Source organism: Sphingobacterium hungaricum (assembly GCF_015210005.1).
GTDB lineage: Bacteria > Bacteroidota > Bacteroidia > Sphingobacteriales > Sphingobacteriaceae > Sphingobacterium > Sphingobacterium hungaricum.
Map to the genome: position 1 here is coordinate 250,364 of NZ_MU158698.1, position 16,810 is coordinate 267,173.

General features: G+C 38.7%; 15 protein-coding genes. 8 read left to right on the plus strand and 7 right to left on the minus strand.

The window, feature by feature from the left end; translation table 11 throughout:
- Nucleotides 1-2 precede the first annotated feature (2 nt).
- The 4 genes from C4F49_RS04230 to C4F49_RS04245 all read right to left on the minus strand — a co-directional run bounded on the left by C4F49_RS04230 (nucleotide 3) and on the right by C4F49_RS04245 (nucleotide 4,384).
- The gene (locus C4F49_RS04230) at nucleotides 3-1,004 is read right to left on the minus strand and encodes an FAD:protein FMN transferase (RefSeq protein WP_196934636.1); all 1,002 of its coding nucleotides are present in this window, start codon (nucleotides 1,002-1,004) and stop codon (nucleotides 3-5) included.
- Nucleotides 1,005-1,006: 2 nt separating this feature from the next.
- Nucleotides 1,007-2,329, minus strand: a complete 1,323-nt coding sequence (locus C4F49_RS04235) for a Gfo/Idh/MocA family oxidoreductase (protein ID WP_196934637.1) — start codon at nucleotides 2,327-2,329, stop codon at nucleotides 1,007-1,009.
- Between the two features lie 25 nt (nucleotides 2,330-2,354).
- A complete protein-coding gene (locus C4F49_RS04240) occupies nucleotides 2,355-3,338 on the minus strand; it encodes a formylglycine-generating enzyme family protein (RefSeq protein WP_196934638.1) in 984 nt (327 codons plus the stop codon).
- Nucleotides 3,339-3,487: 149 nt separating this feature from the next.
- Nucleotides 3,488-4,384 carry an AEC family transporter gene (locus C4F49_RS04245; RefSeq protein ID WP_196934639.1) on the minus strand — a complete coding sequence of 299 codons (897 nt, stop codon included), beginning with the start codon at nucleotides 4,382-4,384 and terminating at the stop codon, nucleotides 3,488-3,490.
- Between the two features lie 135 nt (nucleotides 4,385-4,519).
- Here C4F49_RS04245 and C4F49_RS04250 point away from each other — a divergent pair, with 135 nt between their 5' ends.
- From C4F49_RS04250 to C4F49_RS04275, 6 genes are all read left to right on the plus strand, one after another.
- Nucleotides 4,520-5,650 (plus strand): acyloxyacyl hydrolase, encoded by a 1,131-nt coding sequence (locus tag C4F49_RS04250; protein ID WP_196934640.1) that lies wholly within the window; start codon nucleotides 4,520-4,522, stop codon nucleotides 5,648-5,650.
- A gap of 60 nt (nucleotides 5,651-5,710) precedes the next feature.
- Nucleotides 5,711-6,007, plus strand: coding sequence for a phosphoribosylpyrophosphate synthetase (locus C4F49_RS04255; protein WP_196934641.1), 297 nt, complete (start codon nucleotides 5,711-5,713; stop codon nucleotides 6,005-6,007).
- Nucleotides 6,008-6,032: 25 nt separating this feature from the next.
- Nucleotides 6,033-6,350, plus strand: coding sequence for a GNAT family N-acetyltransferase (locus C4F49_RS04260; RefSeq protein ID WP_196934642.1), 318 nt, complete (start codon nucleotides 6,033-6,035; stop codon nucleotides 6,348-6,350).
- Nucleotides 6,351-6,414: 64 nt separating this feature from the next.
- A complete protein-coding gene (locus tag C4F49_RS04265) occupies nucleotides 6,415-7,176 on the plus strand; it encodes a sensor histidine kinase (RefSeq protein ID WP_196934643.1) in 762 nt (253 codons plus the stop codon).
- On the plus strand, nucleotides 7,145-7,867 hold the full coding sequence (locus C4F49_RS04270) for a LytR/AlgR family response regulator transcription factor (RefSeq protein WP_196934644.1): 723 nt from the start codon (nucleotides 7,145-7,147) through the stop codon (nucleotides 7,865-7,867). Before C4F49_RS04265 ends, C4F49_RS04270 begins: the two co-directional genes overlap by 32 nt.
- Nucleotides 7,868-8,071: 204 nt before the next feature.
- Nucleotides 8,072-10,381, plus strand: coding sequence for a cation:proton antiporter (locus tag C4F49_RS04275; RefSeq protein WP_196934645.1), 2,310 nt, complete (start codon nucleotides 8,072-8,074; stop codon nucleotides 10,379-10,381).
- Nucleotides 10,382-10,503: 122 nt separating this feature from the next.
- On the opposite strand, the gene C4F49_RS04280 is transcribed toward C4F49_RS04275, so the two are convergent.
- Nucleotides 10,504-11,010, minus strand: coding sequence for a GNAT family N-acetyltransferase (locus tag C4F49_RS04280; protein WP_196934646.1), 507 nt, complete (start codon nucleotides 11,008-11,010; stop codon nucleotides 10,504-10,506).
- 97 nt (nucleotides 11,011-11,107) lie between these two features.
- Between C4F49_RS04280 and C4F49_RS04285 the strand changes: the two genes are divergently transcribed.
- Nucleotides 11,108-12,862: a tetratricopeptide repeat-containing sensor histidine kinase gene (locus tag C4F49_RS04285; RefSeq protein ID WP_196934647.1), complete on the plus strand. Its 1,755-nt coding sequence runs from the start codon at nucleotides 11,108-11,110 to the stop codon at nucleotides 12,860-12,862.
- A gap of 52 nt (nucleotides 12,863-12,914) precedes the next feature.
- A complete protein-coding gene (locus C4F49_RS04290) occupies nucleotides 12,915-13,565 on the plus strand; it encodes a response regulator transcription factor (RefSeq protein WP_196934648.1) in 651 nt (216 codons plus the stop codon).
- A 1,051-nt stretch (nucleotides 13,566-14,616) separates the two neighbouring features.
- Here the strand turns inward: C4F49_RS04290 and C4F49_RS04295 are convergent.
- Together C4F49_RS04295 and C4F49_RS04300 are read right to left on the minus strand one after the other, a co-directional pair.
- Nucleotides 14,617-15,192, minus strand: coding sequence for a hypothetical protein (locus C4F49_RS04295; RefSeq protein ID WP_196934649.1), 576 nt, complete (start codon nucleotides 15,190-15,192; stop codon nucleotides 14,617-14,619).
- Nucleotides 15,193-15,324: 132 nt separating this feature from the next.
- Entirely contained in the window at nucleotides 15,325-15,960 is a 636-nt protein-coding gene (locus C4F49_RS04300) for a hypothetical protein (protein WP_196934650.1), read from the minus strand.
- Between the last annotated feature and the right edge of the window lie 850 nt (nucleotides 15,961-16,810).

The window sequence follows — 16,810 nt, forward strand, 5'->3', positions numbered from 1 at the left end:
GATTAGTTTGGACTGATATATTTTGAAAAACCTTTGGAAAATCCTTCTTTGAGAATTCCATTTTCTTCATATATCAAGTAAATATCTATTTTTTTTCTTGAATTCGCAAAGCGAATAGCTTCATCTGGATGCATGGCAATCAGCACATTATCCAAAGCATCTGATTCCATTCCTGTATTTGCTATAACAGTAGCTGAAAGAATCGATGATGTAAATGGATAGCCTGTTTTAGGATTTATATGATGTGAGATTTTTTGGCTCTTGTACATCCTGAATTTCTCATAACTTCCAGACGTCGTTATGGCTTTGTTCTTTAATTCAATAATGTAATTTGTTTCATTATTTTCTTGACCTGGTCGTTGTACAGCAATCCGAAAGTTTTCTTGATTTGGTTTTACTCCTCGAGCAACGACCTCTCCGCCAATCTCAACAATGTAATCTTTGATGCCCCGCTTGGATAAATACTTTGCGACAACATCCACACTGTAGCCTTGAGCGATGCCATTCACATCAATAGAAATGCCCTTTGCTTTTTTGCAAAGTTTATTCTTGCTAAAGACGAGTTTATCCATACCTACGCTATTTAGTGTTTCAGATACTTTCGCGCTATCTGGGTAATTGATTACTTTTTCTGGTCCAAATCCCCATAAGCTAACTAAGGGTTTTACTGTAATGTCAAATAAGCCGTTTGATTCTTTATATGTTTTAAAAGCAAATCGAAGTACATCTTGCAAATAGGAATCGACTACTATACAATCAGTTTCAACAGCATTAAAATTAGATATATCGGAATTTCGCTTATAAATGGACATTGATTGGTCAATATCGACTAAAAGACTATCAATTTCTTTTTTGATAACGATTTCTTTGGAAGAATAGTATGTGATTGCATACGTTGTTCCCTGCGCGAATCCATTAATCTGAAATTGACTTTGCTGAGCGAATGCATTTTGTGTAATGAACAAGCATACAATAGCCCAGCTAAACCCTTTCAATCTAATCATTATTAAATGTAACGGTCCATATTTTGACCCGGAATCGGTTCTGGATATAAACCGTCGCCATTCGGAACAATTTTAGGCATCGCATCCCAAGAATACACAGCTGGCATCAAATCCAACGATGTTTCCAATGCTTTATCCCATTTGATGACTTGGCCGGTATAACAAGCCATACGTCCGATAATACCAGTTAAAGTACTATATGCGCCGTACTCCGCATTCTCAAATTTATATTCTCCTTTTGCAATCGCTTCAAATAATTCTTTGTGTTCTTGCTGATAAGCATTTGGATTTAAATCTTTGTTTTTATTGTCGTGACGGAAAATTTCTTTTCCGTTCTTATCCCACAATACGGCTTGGTTCCCTGCAGATAAAAATGCTTTTCCATTCGATGCTTGGAATGTTTCATCCACACGATTTGAAATTCCTTCAAAATGACGACATTGGCTATAGACAACTGCTCCATCATCGTAGGTTAATTCGACAGCGAAATTATCAAAGATTTCACCATATTCTTTTCCTCTACGATATGCACGGCTACCAGTCCCTTGAATCGAAACAGGGTATTTTCCTTTTACCCAATTGGCTACGTCAATGTTGTGCACGTGTTGCTCAACAATATGATCACCACATAACCAGTTGAAATAATACCAGTTACGCATTTGATATTCCATTTCTGATTGTTCAGGTTTGCGAGGTCTAACCCATACGCCACCCGAATTCCAATAGACTTGTCCCGAAACAACATCACCGATCGCCCCATCTTGAATACGTTTGATGGCTTCACGATAATTTGTTTGGTAACGGCGCTGTAAACCCACAACGACATTTAATTTCTTTTGCTTCGCAATAGCGGCTGACGCTAAAACTTTCTTAATTCCGGGAATATCCACAGCAACCGGCTTTTCCATGAAAACATGTTTGCCAGCGTTTACAGCTTCTTCAAAATGAATAGGCCTGAATCCCGGAGGCGTTGCCAAAAGAACAACATCCGCATCTTTGATCGCAGCTTTATAGCCATCAAAACCTACGTACTTGCGGCTATCTGGAACATCGATCTTATCACCAAATTTTTCTTTGAACGAATTGTATGCAGAATCCAAATTATCTTTGAATGCATCGGCCATCGCCACTAAACGAATGTTTTGTCCAGAAGCAAAAGCATCGAAAACCGCGCCTGTACCTCGTCCGCCACAACCAACAACAGCGATTTTAATCACATCAGAACCCGCTGCAAATACACTACTTATTGTTGAAGAACCCACTACAGCCGCACCTGCTATCGTGCTTGTAGTTTTAATGAAATCTCTTCGTTTTAAATTTTCCATTATGAATTGGTTTAATTGAGTTAGTTTAAAAATCTTTGATTGGCGCTTTGTCGTAATAAGCCATAATTTCTTCTTTCGAAGGAACATTGACCGGTTTAACTAAACGCATTCCTACAAATGGAGCTTCTGGAAACCACCAGTTAGATTTAGGAATCTGCGGATCCAGTTGTTTCCAAAATGGATCAGATGCTAATCGAGAAGCCGAACGCGCATCTTCCGCTGTGCTTAAGAATGAGCCCCCTCGAACACTATGTGGATACAAGGTCGTCGGAACTGCGACTGGATTTTTGACAGATTTGCCTGCTGATTGCGCATAGAAATCGGCGATGTATTGGTCATAAGTCCATTCAGCGACATTGCCCAACATATCATATAATCCCCAAGCATTAGGCTTCTTCTGCCCTACTTTTGCTGTCTTTTCATCACTGTTGCTTTCATACCATGCATAGTCATTCAGCTCCGCTGCATCATTTCCGAAATAATATTCATCCTGGCTTCCTGCGCGGCATGCATATTCCCATTCTGCTTCAGTTGGCAATCGATAAAATTCTCCGGTACGGACATATAGCCATTTACAAAACTGGATCGCGTTGTAATGTGTCATTGCCAAAGCAGGCTGATTTGCTTTACCCATCCCGAAAGTCATATCTAAATAAGGCTTTGTCGGGCGAGTGACTGCATCAACTTCGGCCGGGATAGTTCCTGCTTCGGTCTTTGTTTTCTCAAAATCTTTGTATAAAAACGGTTCGAACAAATCCCAGGTCACTTCGAACGTACTCATGTAGAAGGGATCCAAAATAACTTTATGAACTGGCATTTCATCAGCAATACCTGAAGTTGCACTGCCCATTAAGAACTCACCTCCCGGAATAGCTTCCATCGAAAATTCGAGATTGGTTCCTTCAAGTTTTTGAGTGTATCGGATATGTTTTTCCTGTCCTTTGGCAAAAGACAGCGTGGAACAAGCGGTAAGTAATAATAAGGTATTTTTAACCGTATTAGATATCATTAGATTAGGAAGTTTATAAATTAAATTCAATAAAATTTTAAAAATCTACGATAAATTTTTAAAACAATATGATAAATATAGTGTTTCAGCGAATTACTTGCGAAATTAACAGCAATAATAACAATTTAGTTACAGATTCGGTATTTAAATTAGAGGATTAAATACCAGAAATATGTCGTTACCAAGCCAATAAGGATACTTAAGCCGATAATGGAATTGCCTAGACCTGTATTTAGTTTGTATTTTTCCAAAACCATGCTTGTAGAAACCAACGAAGGCATTGCCATTTCGAAAATGCTGATCTGAACCACATCCCCTTTTAATTTAAAAAGCAGGGAAGCCGTCAATGCAATTAGTGGTGCTAGTATTAAAATATACAGGATGGAAATACTGATGTATTTAAACTGATAGCCGAGATTTAGATTCAGCTGTAAGCCGATAGAAAATAAAGCCAATGGAGTTATCGTCGACGCCAATTGATGGAAAAATGGCTTTGTTGGTTCGAGATCCACGAATCTCGAAAGTGCAATCGCCAATAGACAACCGATTAAAGGCGGGAATGAAATAATATTCTTAAAGATTTTCAAGCGGTCGACTTTCTCATTTTTCTTCGAGCTTGCTTTTATTGCGAACCATACGCCAAAAGAAGACAGCATAAAGAAAGTCATTTGGTCACATAATATTCCGATCTCGATAAATTCTGGGTCGTAGTAAGCGGATATTAGAGGGAATCCGACAAAGGATGTGTTGCTTAATCCGGAGATCAAACTCAAGGTGACTCGATTCCGTTTGGAAATTGTGATGAATTTCGAGAGCACATAGAAAAACAATACAGACCCGAAAAAAACCAAAATCGGCGCAACGAAAGCGAAAAGAAGTTCAGAATGCCATTTCAAATAAGGTAGATAGGTGAATGACATCGCAGGAAGTGCAATGTAGATAATCCAAGCATTGATTGCTTTATAAGAATTTGCCGGCACAAGATTCTTTCTTTTAAAAAGATATCCTGCAAGCAAGCAAAAGACAATGATTACAAAATTGACCACTAAAATTCTTACGCTGATTTTTAACTATTCCTCAAACTTTTGAACCCTTATTTTTGTTTTTAATTCGTGAGTTACTTCAAGTTCTTTTTTAAATTTGCGGCAATTTACAAATAGTTACACGATTCTATTATCTTGATGTTGCGTTTTTTTAGTCTTGCTTTATTTATCTTTTCCATCAATGTAGTATCCGCACAGGTGGATTCTACCCAACAAAATTCAAAACGAAATCCATTCATTGTGGAACTGGAAGTCGAAAATGGTGGAATTCTAGCATCCAAAGATGTTAAGAACACCACCTTTGAACATGCCTATTACAATGGCATCAACTTGCGCTTAGGCTGGAAAATCATCCATTCTTCAGATAAACTATTTAAGCTCTATAACAATCCGATTTATGGATTCGGTATTTATTCGAGCACATTCAATACCGATATTATCGGAAGTCCTTACGCCTTATATGGCTTTATCCAAAGTCCATTCGGAAAGTTAACCAGCCAGAAATGGCATTTCGATTATCGCATCGGATTAGGGATGTCAGGAAATTTCCGTCCTTACGATGAAGATACCAATCCATTGAACTTAGTCATCGGGACGAAGAACAATGTATACATTGATTTGGGCATCCGGACTCAATATCAGATAAGTTCGAAGTTCAGAGCCGGAGCAGGATTATCCTTTCACCATTTTTCAAATGGCGCCATGCGCCTGCCAAACAAAGGCATTAATCTGATTCCAATTGCTTTATCCATTACCTACAAACCAGCGGGTGAACAACGATTGCAAAAAGAACGTCCGTTGATGGACAGCCTAAAGGGCAAAATCTATTACCATGTCAACTATGGATTAGGGTTTAAACAGATCAATCGAGATGTGGAGAAACGCTACATGAAAACGACTTTAAGCGCTTATGCCAGCACACATGTATCTCCAAAATGGCGAATGGGTGGAGGTTTGGATATCTTTTATTCTGCCTCTGGCAATAATGAAGAAATCGCGGGCGATGAACATGGAAAATTGGCGGCAAAGCTTTCGGGAGGCCCATCCTATTACATTGCACATATCTTAAATAAAAACCTGGTTCTCAACGGAAACATTGGTTACTATATCCACAACCAGGAATTCAATGGAGAAATCCAGAAAATCTTTTTGCGTGCCGGCGCTCGCTATTATGTATATAAAAACTTAAATGCAGGAGCATCGATCAAGGCGCATATGGGAAAAGCAGATTTTATAGAATGGACCATGGGGTATACATTTAATCGGTAAGTAACCACAAAAAAGCCGTTAAAAAAACGTACTTTTATTCATTAATACACAAAATATAAAATGGAAAACTACGACAACCTAGTGGATGGAATCAATGGATTAAAGAAAGAAGGATATATCGAAGACTTCAACCTTAAACAGAATTGCATCGAGTGCAGAAATGGCGAATACAAAATCTTTCACGATGAATTTCAGATTGATAAATTTTTCCGTTTTGATGATGATACCGATCCAGGAAACGAAGCTATTTTGTATGCTGTTTCTTCTGGCAAATATGACCTGAAAGGTGTTTTAGTTAACGCGTATGGCATTTATTCAGAAGACATCACCAATGAAATGCTTGAGAAATTAAAATAAGTTTTACGATTGAAACAACAGCCCGATGAAAGCGGAATTTGAACCTATACCTTTAGTTAAAAACCTAGAAAACAAGAGATTTGAAATCGAAGTAAATGGCCATTATGCGTTTATTGATTACGGCGAGAAATCCAAACAGATCTCATTAATCCATACAGAAGCCGACCCTGAATTAGCAGGAACGGGCGCAGCGAGCGCTGTTGTTGAAAAAGCGCTTCATCACGTCGAAGAAAGCGGCAAAAAACTCCTACCCTTTTGTCCATACGTTTTTGCTTACATCAAGAAAAACCCAGAATGGAAACGAATTGTGGATCCCGGTTTTTCTGGATATGACAATCTGTAATTATCTATACGGATTGCTAAGCCATAAACAGCAACAAAAGATGAAACTTGCTTAAGTTTACTTAATGCTCAATCTTCAGTACATCATCGTCATTCTTCTAAGCTTACTTGTCGTAGGATTAGTTGCGCTGTGCGTGTTATTGTACAGAAAGAACAAGCATTTGAAGAAAGCGAAAGAAGATGCCGATAAGATGCATAAGAATTTTGCTTTGCAATTTAAAGACATGCATTTAGATAAAGTTCATGCGCAATTAAATCCTCACCTGCTAAAGAATGTATTCAACTCCATTCTTTCCCATGCCTACCAAACTTATTACACAATGGATAAATTGGCTAACGTGCTGGACTATGTGCTGTATGAATCACCGAATAAATTGGTTTCACCGAAGGAAGAAATCGAATTTGCTTTAAACCTGATTGAAATCAATAAGATTAAAGTAAGTCCGCTTTTCGACATGAAAGTGAAAGTAAAAGTAGATCCGCTGACAGAAAGCTTGTACGAACAAAAAGTAATCGCTCCTCTGCTGACGATTGATTTGATTGAAAACGCGTTCAAGCATGCAGATATCCAAAACCCGGATGCATTTATTTCCGTACTCATTACTTTTGTCGAAGGCGTGCTCTCTGTTAAAGTGTCCAATAAGATTTCAAATAAAACTGCTTTAAAGAAAACGAACAGCGGCATCGGCACGAGGACTTTGCAAGAACGTCTTGAAGTGCTTTACAAAAACAGATACAGCTTAAATCGATTCGTCGAAAATGACGTTTACATCGCTCACTTAACCCTTGACTTAAATGCCGAAAACGATACGCTGCATACTTCTTGACGATGAGTTGCCAAGCCTGACTTACTTAAAAATGCTTTGTGAACAGATCGAAGATTTAGAAGTCGTGCGTTCGTTTAACAATGCGTTGGTCTTAATAAAAGACTATGAATCTTTGGATTTCGACTTCTATATTTCAGATATCGAAATGCCCGGAATGAATGGATTGGAATTGGCTTCTGTCCTGAACAATTACCCGGTTATTTTCACAACGGCTTACAAACAATATGCCCTAGAAGCTTTTGACAAGAATGCAATTGATTATTTGAGCAAACCTGTGCAGATCAATAGGCTGGAGCAAGCGATCGCTAAAATGCGAAAATACCTAAGCCATGAAGTTGAAAAACCTACCTTTTTTCAAGCACAGTCCAATAAAGGCAAGGCCATGCTATTCTTCAAACAGCTAAACTACATTCAAAATTCGGAAGTAGACAGCCGAGATAAATTGGCTTTTCTAACAGATGGAAGTTCGCTCGTTCTAAAAAACATCACGTTCAAGAAGCTACTGGAAATTCTACCTGATGAGGAATTCGTGAGGATCAACAAAAAAGAAATCCTTGCGCTGCGCATCATCAAATTCTACAGTTCTGATGAGATTACGACGAAGCTCCAAGACGAATCTGACAAACCTCTTGTATTTTCCCTAAGCGAGACCTACAGAAAAAGCCTGCTCGACAAGACCAACCAAGATTAAATTACATCATTTCCCCAACTTATTACATTTTTCCATCAAATCGGCTGCAAGGATTTTCCTGAGCGGCTAATACTTTTATATTTGTACTGCGCAAGGCAAAAAAGCAGTATCGTCATCGTTTTAATCTCCACATTTTTGCGGATCAATCTATTCTAAAACTGCGCTGCAATTCCTATTGCCACTGGCATAATTAATAAATTAAGAATGAAAAATAACGTAAAAAATATATTCTACATCGTATTGATTGCAGTATTTGCATCCATCATGTATTGGGTCATTGGCGAAGGCACAAAACTTGAAGATGGAAGGATCATCGAATCGGTGCAATCTGAAGGCACCGCTTGGGAAAACTTCATTGATTCCTTGCTTCACAGTTTAAAGCACCCTTTAGCTATTCTTCTCGCACAGATTGTCACCATTATTTTAGTTGCGCGGGTTTTCGGATGGATCTGTATCAAAATCAATCAGCCCGTAGTGATCGGTGAAATGATTGCCGGAATTGTATTAGGCCCCTCCTTATTAGGAATGTATTTTCCTGAATTTTCTGCTGCATTATTTCCTGTAGAATCGATTGGAAACCTTCAGTTCTTAAGCCAGATCGGCTTGATCCTTTTTATGTTTATCGTGGGAATGGAATTGGATTTAAAAATCCTTCGCAATAAAGCGCATGATGCTGTGATCATCAGCCATGCAAGTATCATTATTCCATTTACATTAGGTATAGGGCTTTCTTATTTCTTATATGCGGAATATGCACCCTCTGGCGTGGAATTTCTGTCCTACAGTTTGTTCATCGGTATTGCGATGAGCATCACGGCCTTTCCTGTTTTAGCGCGCATTGTGCAAGAGCGGGGATTGCAGAAAACACGCTTGGGAACCATTGTCATTACTTGTGCTGCAGCGGATGATATTACCGCTTGGTGTATCTTGGCCGCCGTCATTGCCATTGTGAAAGCCGGATCTTTTGGCAGCGCATTCTACACGATTTTATTGGCTCTGGCTTATGTGTTCGTGATGATAAAAATTATCCGTCCATTCTTAAACCGTGTGGGCAATGTAACCGCATCGAGGGCTGGAATGAGCAAGCCCATTGTTGCGATTTTCTTTCTGACTTTAATACTTTCTGCATACGCAACCGAAGTTATTGGCATTCACGCATTGTTTGGCGCATTTATGGCTGGAGCAATTATGCCTGAAAGTGCAAAATTCAGAAGCATTTTTGTCGAAAAAGTAGAAGATGTAGCCATGGTGCTATTGCTTCCTTTGTTCTTTGTTTTTACAGGATTGCGTACGCAGATCGGATTGCTTGACGATCCAAAACTCTGGCTGATTACGCTGGCAATTATTGCTGTTGCTGTTATCGGCAAGTTTTTCGGAAGTGCCATCGCAGCTCGCTTCGTGGGCCAAAGCTGGAAAGACAGTTTAAGCATTGGGGCATTGATGAATACCCGAGGACTGATGGAATTGGTTGTCCTGAATATTGGTTATGATTTAGGTGTATTGAGCACGGAGTTATTCTCGATGATGGTGGTTATGGCTTTGGCGACAACCTTTATGACCGGACCAGCATTGGATTTGATCAATTGGGCTTTTAAGCCTAAAGCTACAGAAGGCACCGTCAAAGATTCTAGCAAATTTAAAATACTCTTGTCCTTTGCTAAAAGCGAAACAGGGATTGCCTTGTTGCGCTTAGCAGATGCATTGACCGGAAAGAACAAAAGCAACTCAAGCATTACCGCGTTGCATATTGCGCATGCAAATGAATTCCACCATTATGAACTGGATGATCAGGAAACGAGCACATTCAAAGAAATTCTAGAAGTTGCTGATAAAATCGAACAGCCTCTTGAAACTGTCTTTAAAATCTCTAGCGACATCGATCATGAAATCGTGCAAACGGCAAATGATACCGATAATGACCTCCTTCTCTTGGGGGTCAGCGAATCTATTTATGAGGGTAGTTTCTTAGGGAAATTCTTAAACTTTACGAGCCGCATCATCAATCCCGAAAAGCTATTGTATACCGTCGCGAACCAGACAAACATATTTAGCACTTACGAACGCACGGATCAGATTCAGAACAAAGTGGAAGGAGCTGTTGGTATTTTGATTGACAAAGAGCTGCAATCGATCGACCGCGTTTTTGTTCCTATTTTCACTAATGACGACAAATTCTTGATCAGCTATATCCAAAAGCTAATCCATAACGCAGAAGCGCAAGTAACCATATTGGACGTCGGCGGAACGATCAAGAACAATACGGACATCAAAGAAAAAATCCGTTTTATCGAACAGCAAGCGCCTAATTACATTAGTCTTGAGCATAGCAAAATCATTGATAAAGAATTTCTGAAAGAGCAGGACTTAATGCTGATCAGTTTGATGAGCTGGAAAAAGTTAGTTGAGAGCAAAAGCCAATGGCTTAAAGATGCTCCTTCTACCCTAATGTTAGTAAACAGTAAAAATGAAATCATTGACAAAGTCAATGTCTATGAAAACAGCACGCAAAATTAGCTACATCAAGCATTGAAAGGTATTCCAAGCGAATGGAACAAACATTATTTTCAATCTATTCTATAAAAACAACCATCCAAATGAGGCTGCTTCGAAACGAAGCAGTCTTTTTTATTTTTGGCTTACACGATTACTTTTTCAAATGCCTTTCTTGCAGATCCTCTGAAGAAAACTTCTCCGCAATAAACATATCCTAGTTTCTCAAATATCTTTAACATCGCCACGTTGTCATGGTTGGTGTCGACTTTGATGCTGAAAATCCCATTGTCTTTGGCAAAATCTTCAATAGACAGCAAAATCTGTTTGGACAATCCTTTTCCAGTATGGTTTTCGGCTATCGCAATGCGATGCACAACGACAAAATCCGAATCGCTTAACCACTTCCCTTGAATATCTGCGTAAGCCGGTTCGTCATTGATGATAACCGCGCTGTAACCTGCGATTTCATTTCCCGATTCCAAGACATAGCCTATTTCCTTCTCAATATCATCCTTCACTACATCGGCATTTGGGTAGCCATCCTGCCATTGATTGCTCCCGTCTTTCTTTCTTCTTAAAATGCCTTCTTGAAGAATTGACCAGATTGCATCCTGATCTTCTGGATTCGCTTTCCTAAACGTATAGTCCATTTTTTGATTTCTTTAAATTAGTCATTCATTCCCCGAAGGGAAAAAAATCCAAGCCTAACAACACTGGTTTGAATCCTCAAATTTACTATCTTTAACAATGAATTATTGCCTATTGTTCCTTTTTCTTTTCCCTTTGGCGCTGTTTGCACAGCCGACTCGCTCAGCGGAACTGGATCGGAAGGATCAGGCACTTATTCAGGAAGCATTCAATCATGCGAATGCTTACATGGAAGCCAACCAATACGATTCGGCACAGGTTTGGCTGAATAGCATTTACTTGAAACTAAGCTATAGCGAACCTTCCTTATTTTCTTATCTATTAACGTCAAGGCAGGCCGAGGTTTATTATTACAACAATTTGCATCAGTTAGGGTTGCAAGAAGCCTTAAAGGGCGAAAACATTGCAACGCTCCTCAAGGATAGTTTATTGATTGCCGATGCCTGCAATTTCATTGGCTTATTTTATTTGAACAGCAACAGACCCGAAGATGCGTTGCGCTATTTCCGCAAAGGGCTCCGCCATATTCATCCGCCACCTTATCCGCCTAAATATGATGATCTGTCTATGCCCCATCACATTTATGGAAACATGGCCGAAGCATTCGAAAAGCTCAACCAGCCCGATAGCGCGATTGCAAATAGCCGATTGTCTCTATTGAAAGCAAAAGAAGTCAATAAGGATCGTGGAATTGCTATCGCCCATTTAAATCTTGGAATGGCATTTATCCATAAACCGATCATCGATAGTGCCAGAAAATATTTTCAGCTTGCCAATGTACTGTCGATTCAAGGCGATGATTTCGATGTGGAACTTACCAGTTTCGGAGGCTTGGCAGAATGTGCGTCATTAGCCGGTAACGAAAACTTAGCATTATCGGTATTGAATCAAGGATTTGAACTGCTCAAAAAATACCCACAGCTTAATGATTATTTCAGCATGCTATTTCTTGAAAATGCCTTGCAAATCTATCAGAAGTTTGGAAAGCAGGAAGAGCTAATTCATGCCTTGGGGCTGAAAACCCAAATCCAAAAAGAAACTTACGAACGAAATAATACGCAGATCCAAAGCATCCTCTCGACGAGCCTTTCCAACGAAAAGTTGATCTTTAATCTCGAGCTGGCAGAATCGAAGAACAAACAAAGCCTCGCAAACACACGCCTCTATTTGGTATTGCTTGTCTTTTTGCTCTGCATCATTGGATTTATAGCTTATCGCTATTACAGTTTGCAACGTTTGCGCCTAGCTAATCTTCGAACGAAAATCAGTCAAGACCTCCACGATGAAGTAGGCGCGACACTAAGTGGAATTGCGATGTACAGTTACATTACGAAGGAGCAAATTAAAAAACAGCAACATCAGGATGTCGACGCTTCATTGGATCTAATCAAAGACAATGCTGGAGAAATGGTCGCTAAGCTGAATGACATTGTCTGGGCTGTTAACCCTGCGCATGATAGCTTGCATGCCCTGTTGTTCCGCTTAAAAGAATTTGCTTTGCAGCTGACTGCAGCTAAGGAAATAAATCTGCAATTCGCTATTCCCGAATCGCTAGGTGATTTAAAATTATCGATGCAGGAGCGCAAGAACAGTTACCTGATCTGCAAAGAAGCGATCAACAATGCAGTTAAATATAGCCAATGCCAACGGTTGGAGATTGAAGTCATTGCTTCGCAAAATGCCATTCAGTTTCTGATAAAAGATGATGGAAAGGGATTTGAAAAGAGTTCTGCAATTTATGGGAATGGACTGATAAACATGGAACATCGCGCACAAGAAATCGATGCTAAACTTACGATTGACAGCTCGCCAAATCAAGGAACGACCATTAAGCTGAATTGCAAAATCACCTAAAGGGGGATGGTTTTTAGCAACAGAAAGGTAGATATTTATAAAAATTTGAACCATGGAAATCAAGGTTGCCATATTTGAAGACAATAAGCTTATTCGCGATGCGTTGCAAACAATCATCAACAGTCATCCGGATTTTAGCTGTACCGGAACATTTGCCAATGTGAATCAGGTCGAAGCTGATGTCGCATTCAGCCGTCCTGATGTCGTGATGATGGATATCGAAATGCCTGGACGGAATGGTATTGAGGCTACTAAAATTATCCGCTCTGCGTTTCCAAACGTAAAAATCCTGATCCAGACAGTCTTTAATGATAACGATAAAATATTCAATGCACTCTGTGCTGGTGCTTCTGGCTACATTTTAAAGTCAGATGCGCCTGAAAAGCAAATGCAGGCCTTGGAAGAAGTGTACTATGGAGGTGCGTCTATGTCTTCCTCTATTGCACATAAAGTCATGCAGTTTTTTGTTCGCCAAAACATTATTCTGGTCGAGCCCAATGACGAAGAATACAATCTGAGCGGACGAGAAAAAGAGATTTTACTGCTGATGGTCGATGGCCATAATTATCGAAAAATCGCCGATCTAGCCTTTATCAGCTATGAAACTGTACGAACGCACATCAAACATATTTACAAAAAACTGCATGTTGCCAGCCGTGCAGAAGCAATCCTTAAAGCTAAACAGCAAGGTTTGTCAAATTAGTGGGTGGCACTCCCCCTAACCCCCGAAGGGGGAACACTAAGGATTTCGAAGTAAAAACCTTTCAAAGTAAAAAGTAAAAATTCAAAAGTAAAAAACCTTTCTGGGTATTAATCATTTCGCTAGCGCATGCGTTTCGCGTGTGCGTATATAAAATGCGAAAATGTTTATGCTATTTATGCTATTCTGGATGTTCCGAAGGGTGATCTTGAATACTTGATAAATGCGGATTTGCAATCCGCAAATAGACTAGTCTTTCGGGATTACAAATCCCGATTTATCCTAAGTTCGACATCTCCCTTCGGAAGATATCGAACAGCGGTATATACTTTAAAGCCTCGTAGAGGCTAAATATTTGTAGGAATTTTAAGGGAATTTAAAGCGTGCCGTAGGTACGCAACCCCGAACCGATAGAATTTCTGTACAAACTGTTGCGAACCTACGGATCGCTAATTGCTGTCCGTATTATTTGCTACAAATATGTCGCTCCTACGGAGCAATGCCCTCACTTTCTAATATGCTCCGTACGAGCTACCGCTTTATAGCATCAAAATATTTGTAGAATTGCGTGCCGTAGGTACGCTCCTTTTGGAAAAGGATTGTTCCTATCATACAAATATTTCGCTAAGATGTTTGCTACAAGTCGGTTATACCTACGGTACATGGAGCGGAAAATGTATTGCTTTTTAATTTGCTCCGTAGGAGCAAAATGTTTGTAGGAAAAAAATACGTAATGTTAGTAGCGTGCCGTAGGTACGCAACAATTTATTTTAAAGCTATATAAATCTTATCGATTGGATTGCGTACCTACGGCACGCATTTAATTCTCCTAATTCTTTCTACAAACATTCAGCCTCTAACGAGGCTTTAAAATAAAGTATAATCTGAACTTTATTCTTTGTTCCACATACTTTACTATCTGCAGGTCTTACGCAACAAAACATCAATCAGCTAAACATTGTCATCATGTTCCAAAAGTTTTGTGAACAAAATTTAGCTCCTCAGATTGACAATTTGTGTCTTCATTACAATAGCACATTAATTAGGTAGCACATTAATCAGGTCTTTTTAACACTTGCTCGACTTCCAAAATCAGAATTTCTTTTATTTGCATGCGCAGGTTTTCAATATGCTTGGAACCGCCTGCCCATTTATATTCATAGACAAAGCCATATTTTAGCGACGAACTTACTGCGCGGCCATTGTAATTCGCAGCAATCCAGTTGCAACTTAATTTTTTTAATTTCTCAACAAGCAAACTATCGATAGAATTTTCTGTCTCTTGCGTATTCATGCGTCCGAATCGAGCTTTGGAGTCGACCAAAAAAGAAACCGCAACCGTATTTAGCTTGACATTTGTCTCTTTAAAAGGCTTCTCATTGAGCAGTGAATTTAAATCCAGCATAAGTTGTTTCCGCCCACTGCGATATGATGCCTTTACCTGCGGTTCGGAAAGCACATAAGTAAGGTATTTACCATCTTGGTCCCGTAAGCGATTGTTGATTTTATTCAAGGTAAATACTTGGTAACAATCTGATGGCGGATTTTTCTTGGCGCTTCCTACAGGAAGCTCTTGCCCAAACAAATAGCTTGCCTGAGCAATTAAAAAAAGGGTCAATATGATTTTCATCTGGGTAAGATTTACTAGCTAAATTTACTCTATATTCTAGAGTATGCCATTCCTAAAACCGTTCATTGAATATATAAAAAGCCCTAAAAATCTCTCTTTAAGGCTTTCATAATTAATCCAACAGAAATCTCTTTACATACCAATTTTAGAAATCGCAAATTCATATACAGTAGATTCAACGATGTCGTTATTGTCGGCAAACAGCACCAGTTTTAAAAAGATGGTTCCTGAAGTCAGGCCTGACTCAAATAGAAATTTAGATTTGTAATGATCGGAAGTTGACCAGTTCACATTGGTTTGACCAGCAGGATTGATAGGCGTAAAATAAATCGATGCTTTATTCATCGAGTGCTGTGCTTTAAATTTAATTTTGAATACGCCCATTCGTGCTGTGTAGCCTACTTCAAATTCAGTGATTGGCACAAGCGGAACTTTTGCTTTTGCGCCTACTTTGGTAGTAGGCAATCCGCATCCTTTTAAGATAGCTTCATCCCCATGCGCAAGCTTGTTCACTCCTTTTACATTATCTCTTAAAATGTTTTCCGCTTTCGTTCGCTCATTGTTGCGATTCGAAATCGAATTGCGCTGTTTGTTATTTTCAACTTCATCAACATACATAAAAAAGGCTTCCGAAACGGGCTCAAGCAAGGTAATATTCGGCCATTCGTCTTTGTAAGTCTGGTTGTTTTTTTGTTTTTTAATGACATCCAGCATCGTTTTTCCAAAATTATCAATGGAATAACTCAAAAATTCGCACGTACATTGCATAATAATTTAGTATTAAATGTTTTCCAATAGATAGCAGTCCATACACAGGCAAGACTGCATATCGTTAACTAAGAACCAAATTAAAAATAAATTTTAATATTTCAAAATTATTTTATAATTTCTTAATAATTAATTAAAGATTTGATATGTGGATATATTGCTATGCTCACAGCTGACGTATACTGCTTCATAATGAAAAAGTAATTCAATATGCAAGATTTATCTATTTTAAAGGTCATTTAATACCGTAAAGGAAAGTTTTGAAAAGAAAAATATAGAATATTTTATTTTTATTAAAAATTGCAAACTCAGCAGAAGTAGGTTAGAAGGGCATTAAACAACAATTTCTAAACTATCTAGCGCTTCTAGTATGACTATGTGAACTTCTTATATACGCGTTAGAAGTTCTATCGTCACCATCAGAAGTTCTAATGCTTATGTTAGAAGGATTATTGCGAGCATTAGAAGTTATTTCGTGACCATCAGAAGTTCTAATGAAGCTATTAGAACTTCTTGTGTGAAGATAAGAAGCATCTGTTTGGCCATTAGAAGTTTTAGTCTATAAATCAGAAGTTCTAATAAGACTATTAGAACTTCAAGGAAAGGCTAGCTAGCTTCCTTAAGACATCAAAAAGGCATTTGTGAGAAGACCATAAGGTTATGTTAAAGAAGAAATTGATTTATTTATCAAGTTTGAAGGTTATTTGGTGGTGAAAACCTAGCATTTTCAGGTAGTTTTAATGGACTTTTGCAAAAATGAGACTTGAAGGATTTTTGGATTAATTTAAATAATAGATTCTTCGCTACGCTACCAATGACAGATTTAATACTGGCTAAGCAGTATACATAT

Bases quoted from the DNA above. Each gene is read 5' to 3' on its own strand.
- C4F49_RS04240 (WP_196934638.1), bottom strand. From the start codon at position 3,338: ATGATATCTAATACGGTTAAAAATACCTTATTATTACTTACCGCTTGT.
- C4F49_RS04255 (WP_196934641.1), top strand. From the start codon at position 5,711: ATGGAAAACTACGACAACCTAGTGGATGGAATCAATGGATTAAAGAAA.
- C4F49_RS04260 (WP_196934642.1), top strand. From the start codon at position 6,033: ATGAAAGCGGAATTTGAACCTATACCTTTAGTTAAAAACCTAGAAAAC.
- C4F49_RS04290 (WP_196934648.1), top strand. From the start codon at position 12,915: ATGGAAATCAAGGTTGCCATATTTGAAGACAATAAGCTTATTCGCGAT.
- C4F49_RS04300 (WP_196934650.1), bottom strand. From the start codon at position 15,960: ATGCAATGTACGTGCGAATTTTTGAGTTATTCCATTGATAATTTTGGA.
- C4F49_RS04235 (WP_196934637.1), bottom strand. From the start codon at position 2,329: ATGGAAAATTTAAAACGAAGAGATTTCATTAAAACTACAAGCACGATA.
- C4F49_RS04280 (WP_196934646.1), bottom strand. From the start codon at position 11,010: ATGGACTATACGTTTAGGAAAGCGAATCCAGAAGATCAGGATGCAATC.
- C4F49_RS04295 (WP_196934649.1), bottom strand. From the start codon at position 15,192: ATGAAAATCATATTGACCCTTTTTTTAATTGCTCAGGCAAGCTATTTG.
- C4F49_RS04250 (WP_196934640.1), top strand. From the start codon at position 4,520: ATGTTGCGTTTTTTTAGTCTTGCTTTATTTATCTTTTCCATCAATGTA.
- C4F49_RS04230 (WP_196934636.1), bottom strand. From the start codon at position 1,004: ATGATTAGATTGAAAGGGTTTAGCTGGGCTATTGTATGCTTGTTCATT.
- C4F49_RS04285 (WP_196934647.1), top strand. From the start codon at position 11,108: ATGAATTATTGCCTATTGTTCCTTTTTCTTTTCCCTTTGGCGCTGTTT.
- C4F49_RS04270 (WP_196934644.1), top strand. From the start codon at position 7,145: ATGCCGAAAACGATACGCTGCATACTTCTTGACGATGAGTTGCCAAGC.
- C4F49_RS04265 (WP_196934643.1), top strand. From the start codon at position 6,415: ATGCTCAATCTTCAGTACATCATCGTCATTCTTCTAAGCTTACTTGTC.
- C4F49_RS04275 (WP_196934645.1), top strand. From the start codon at position 8,072: ATGAAAAATAACGTAAAAAATATATTCTACATCGTATTGATTGCAGTA.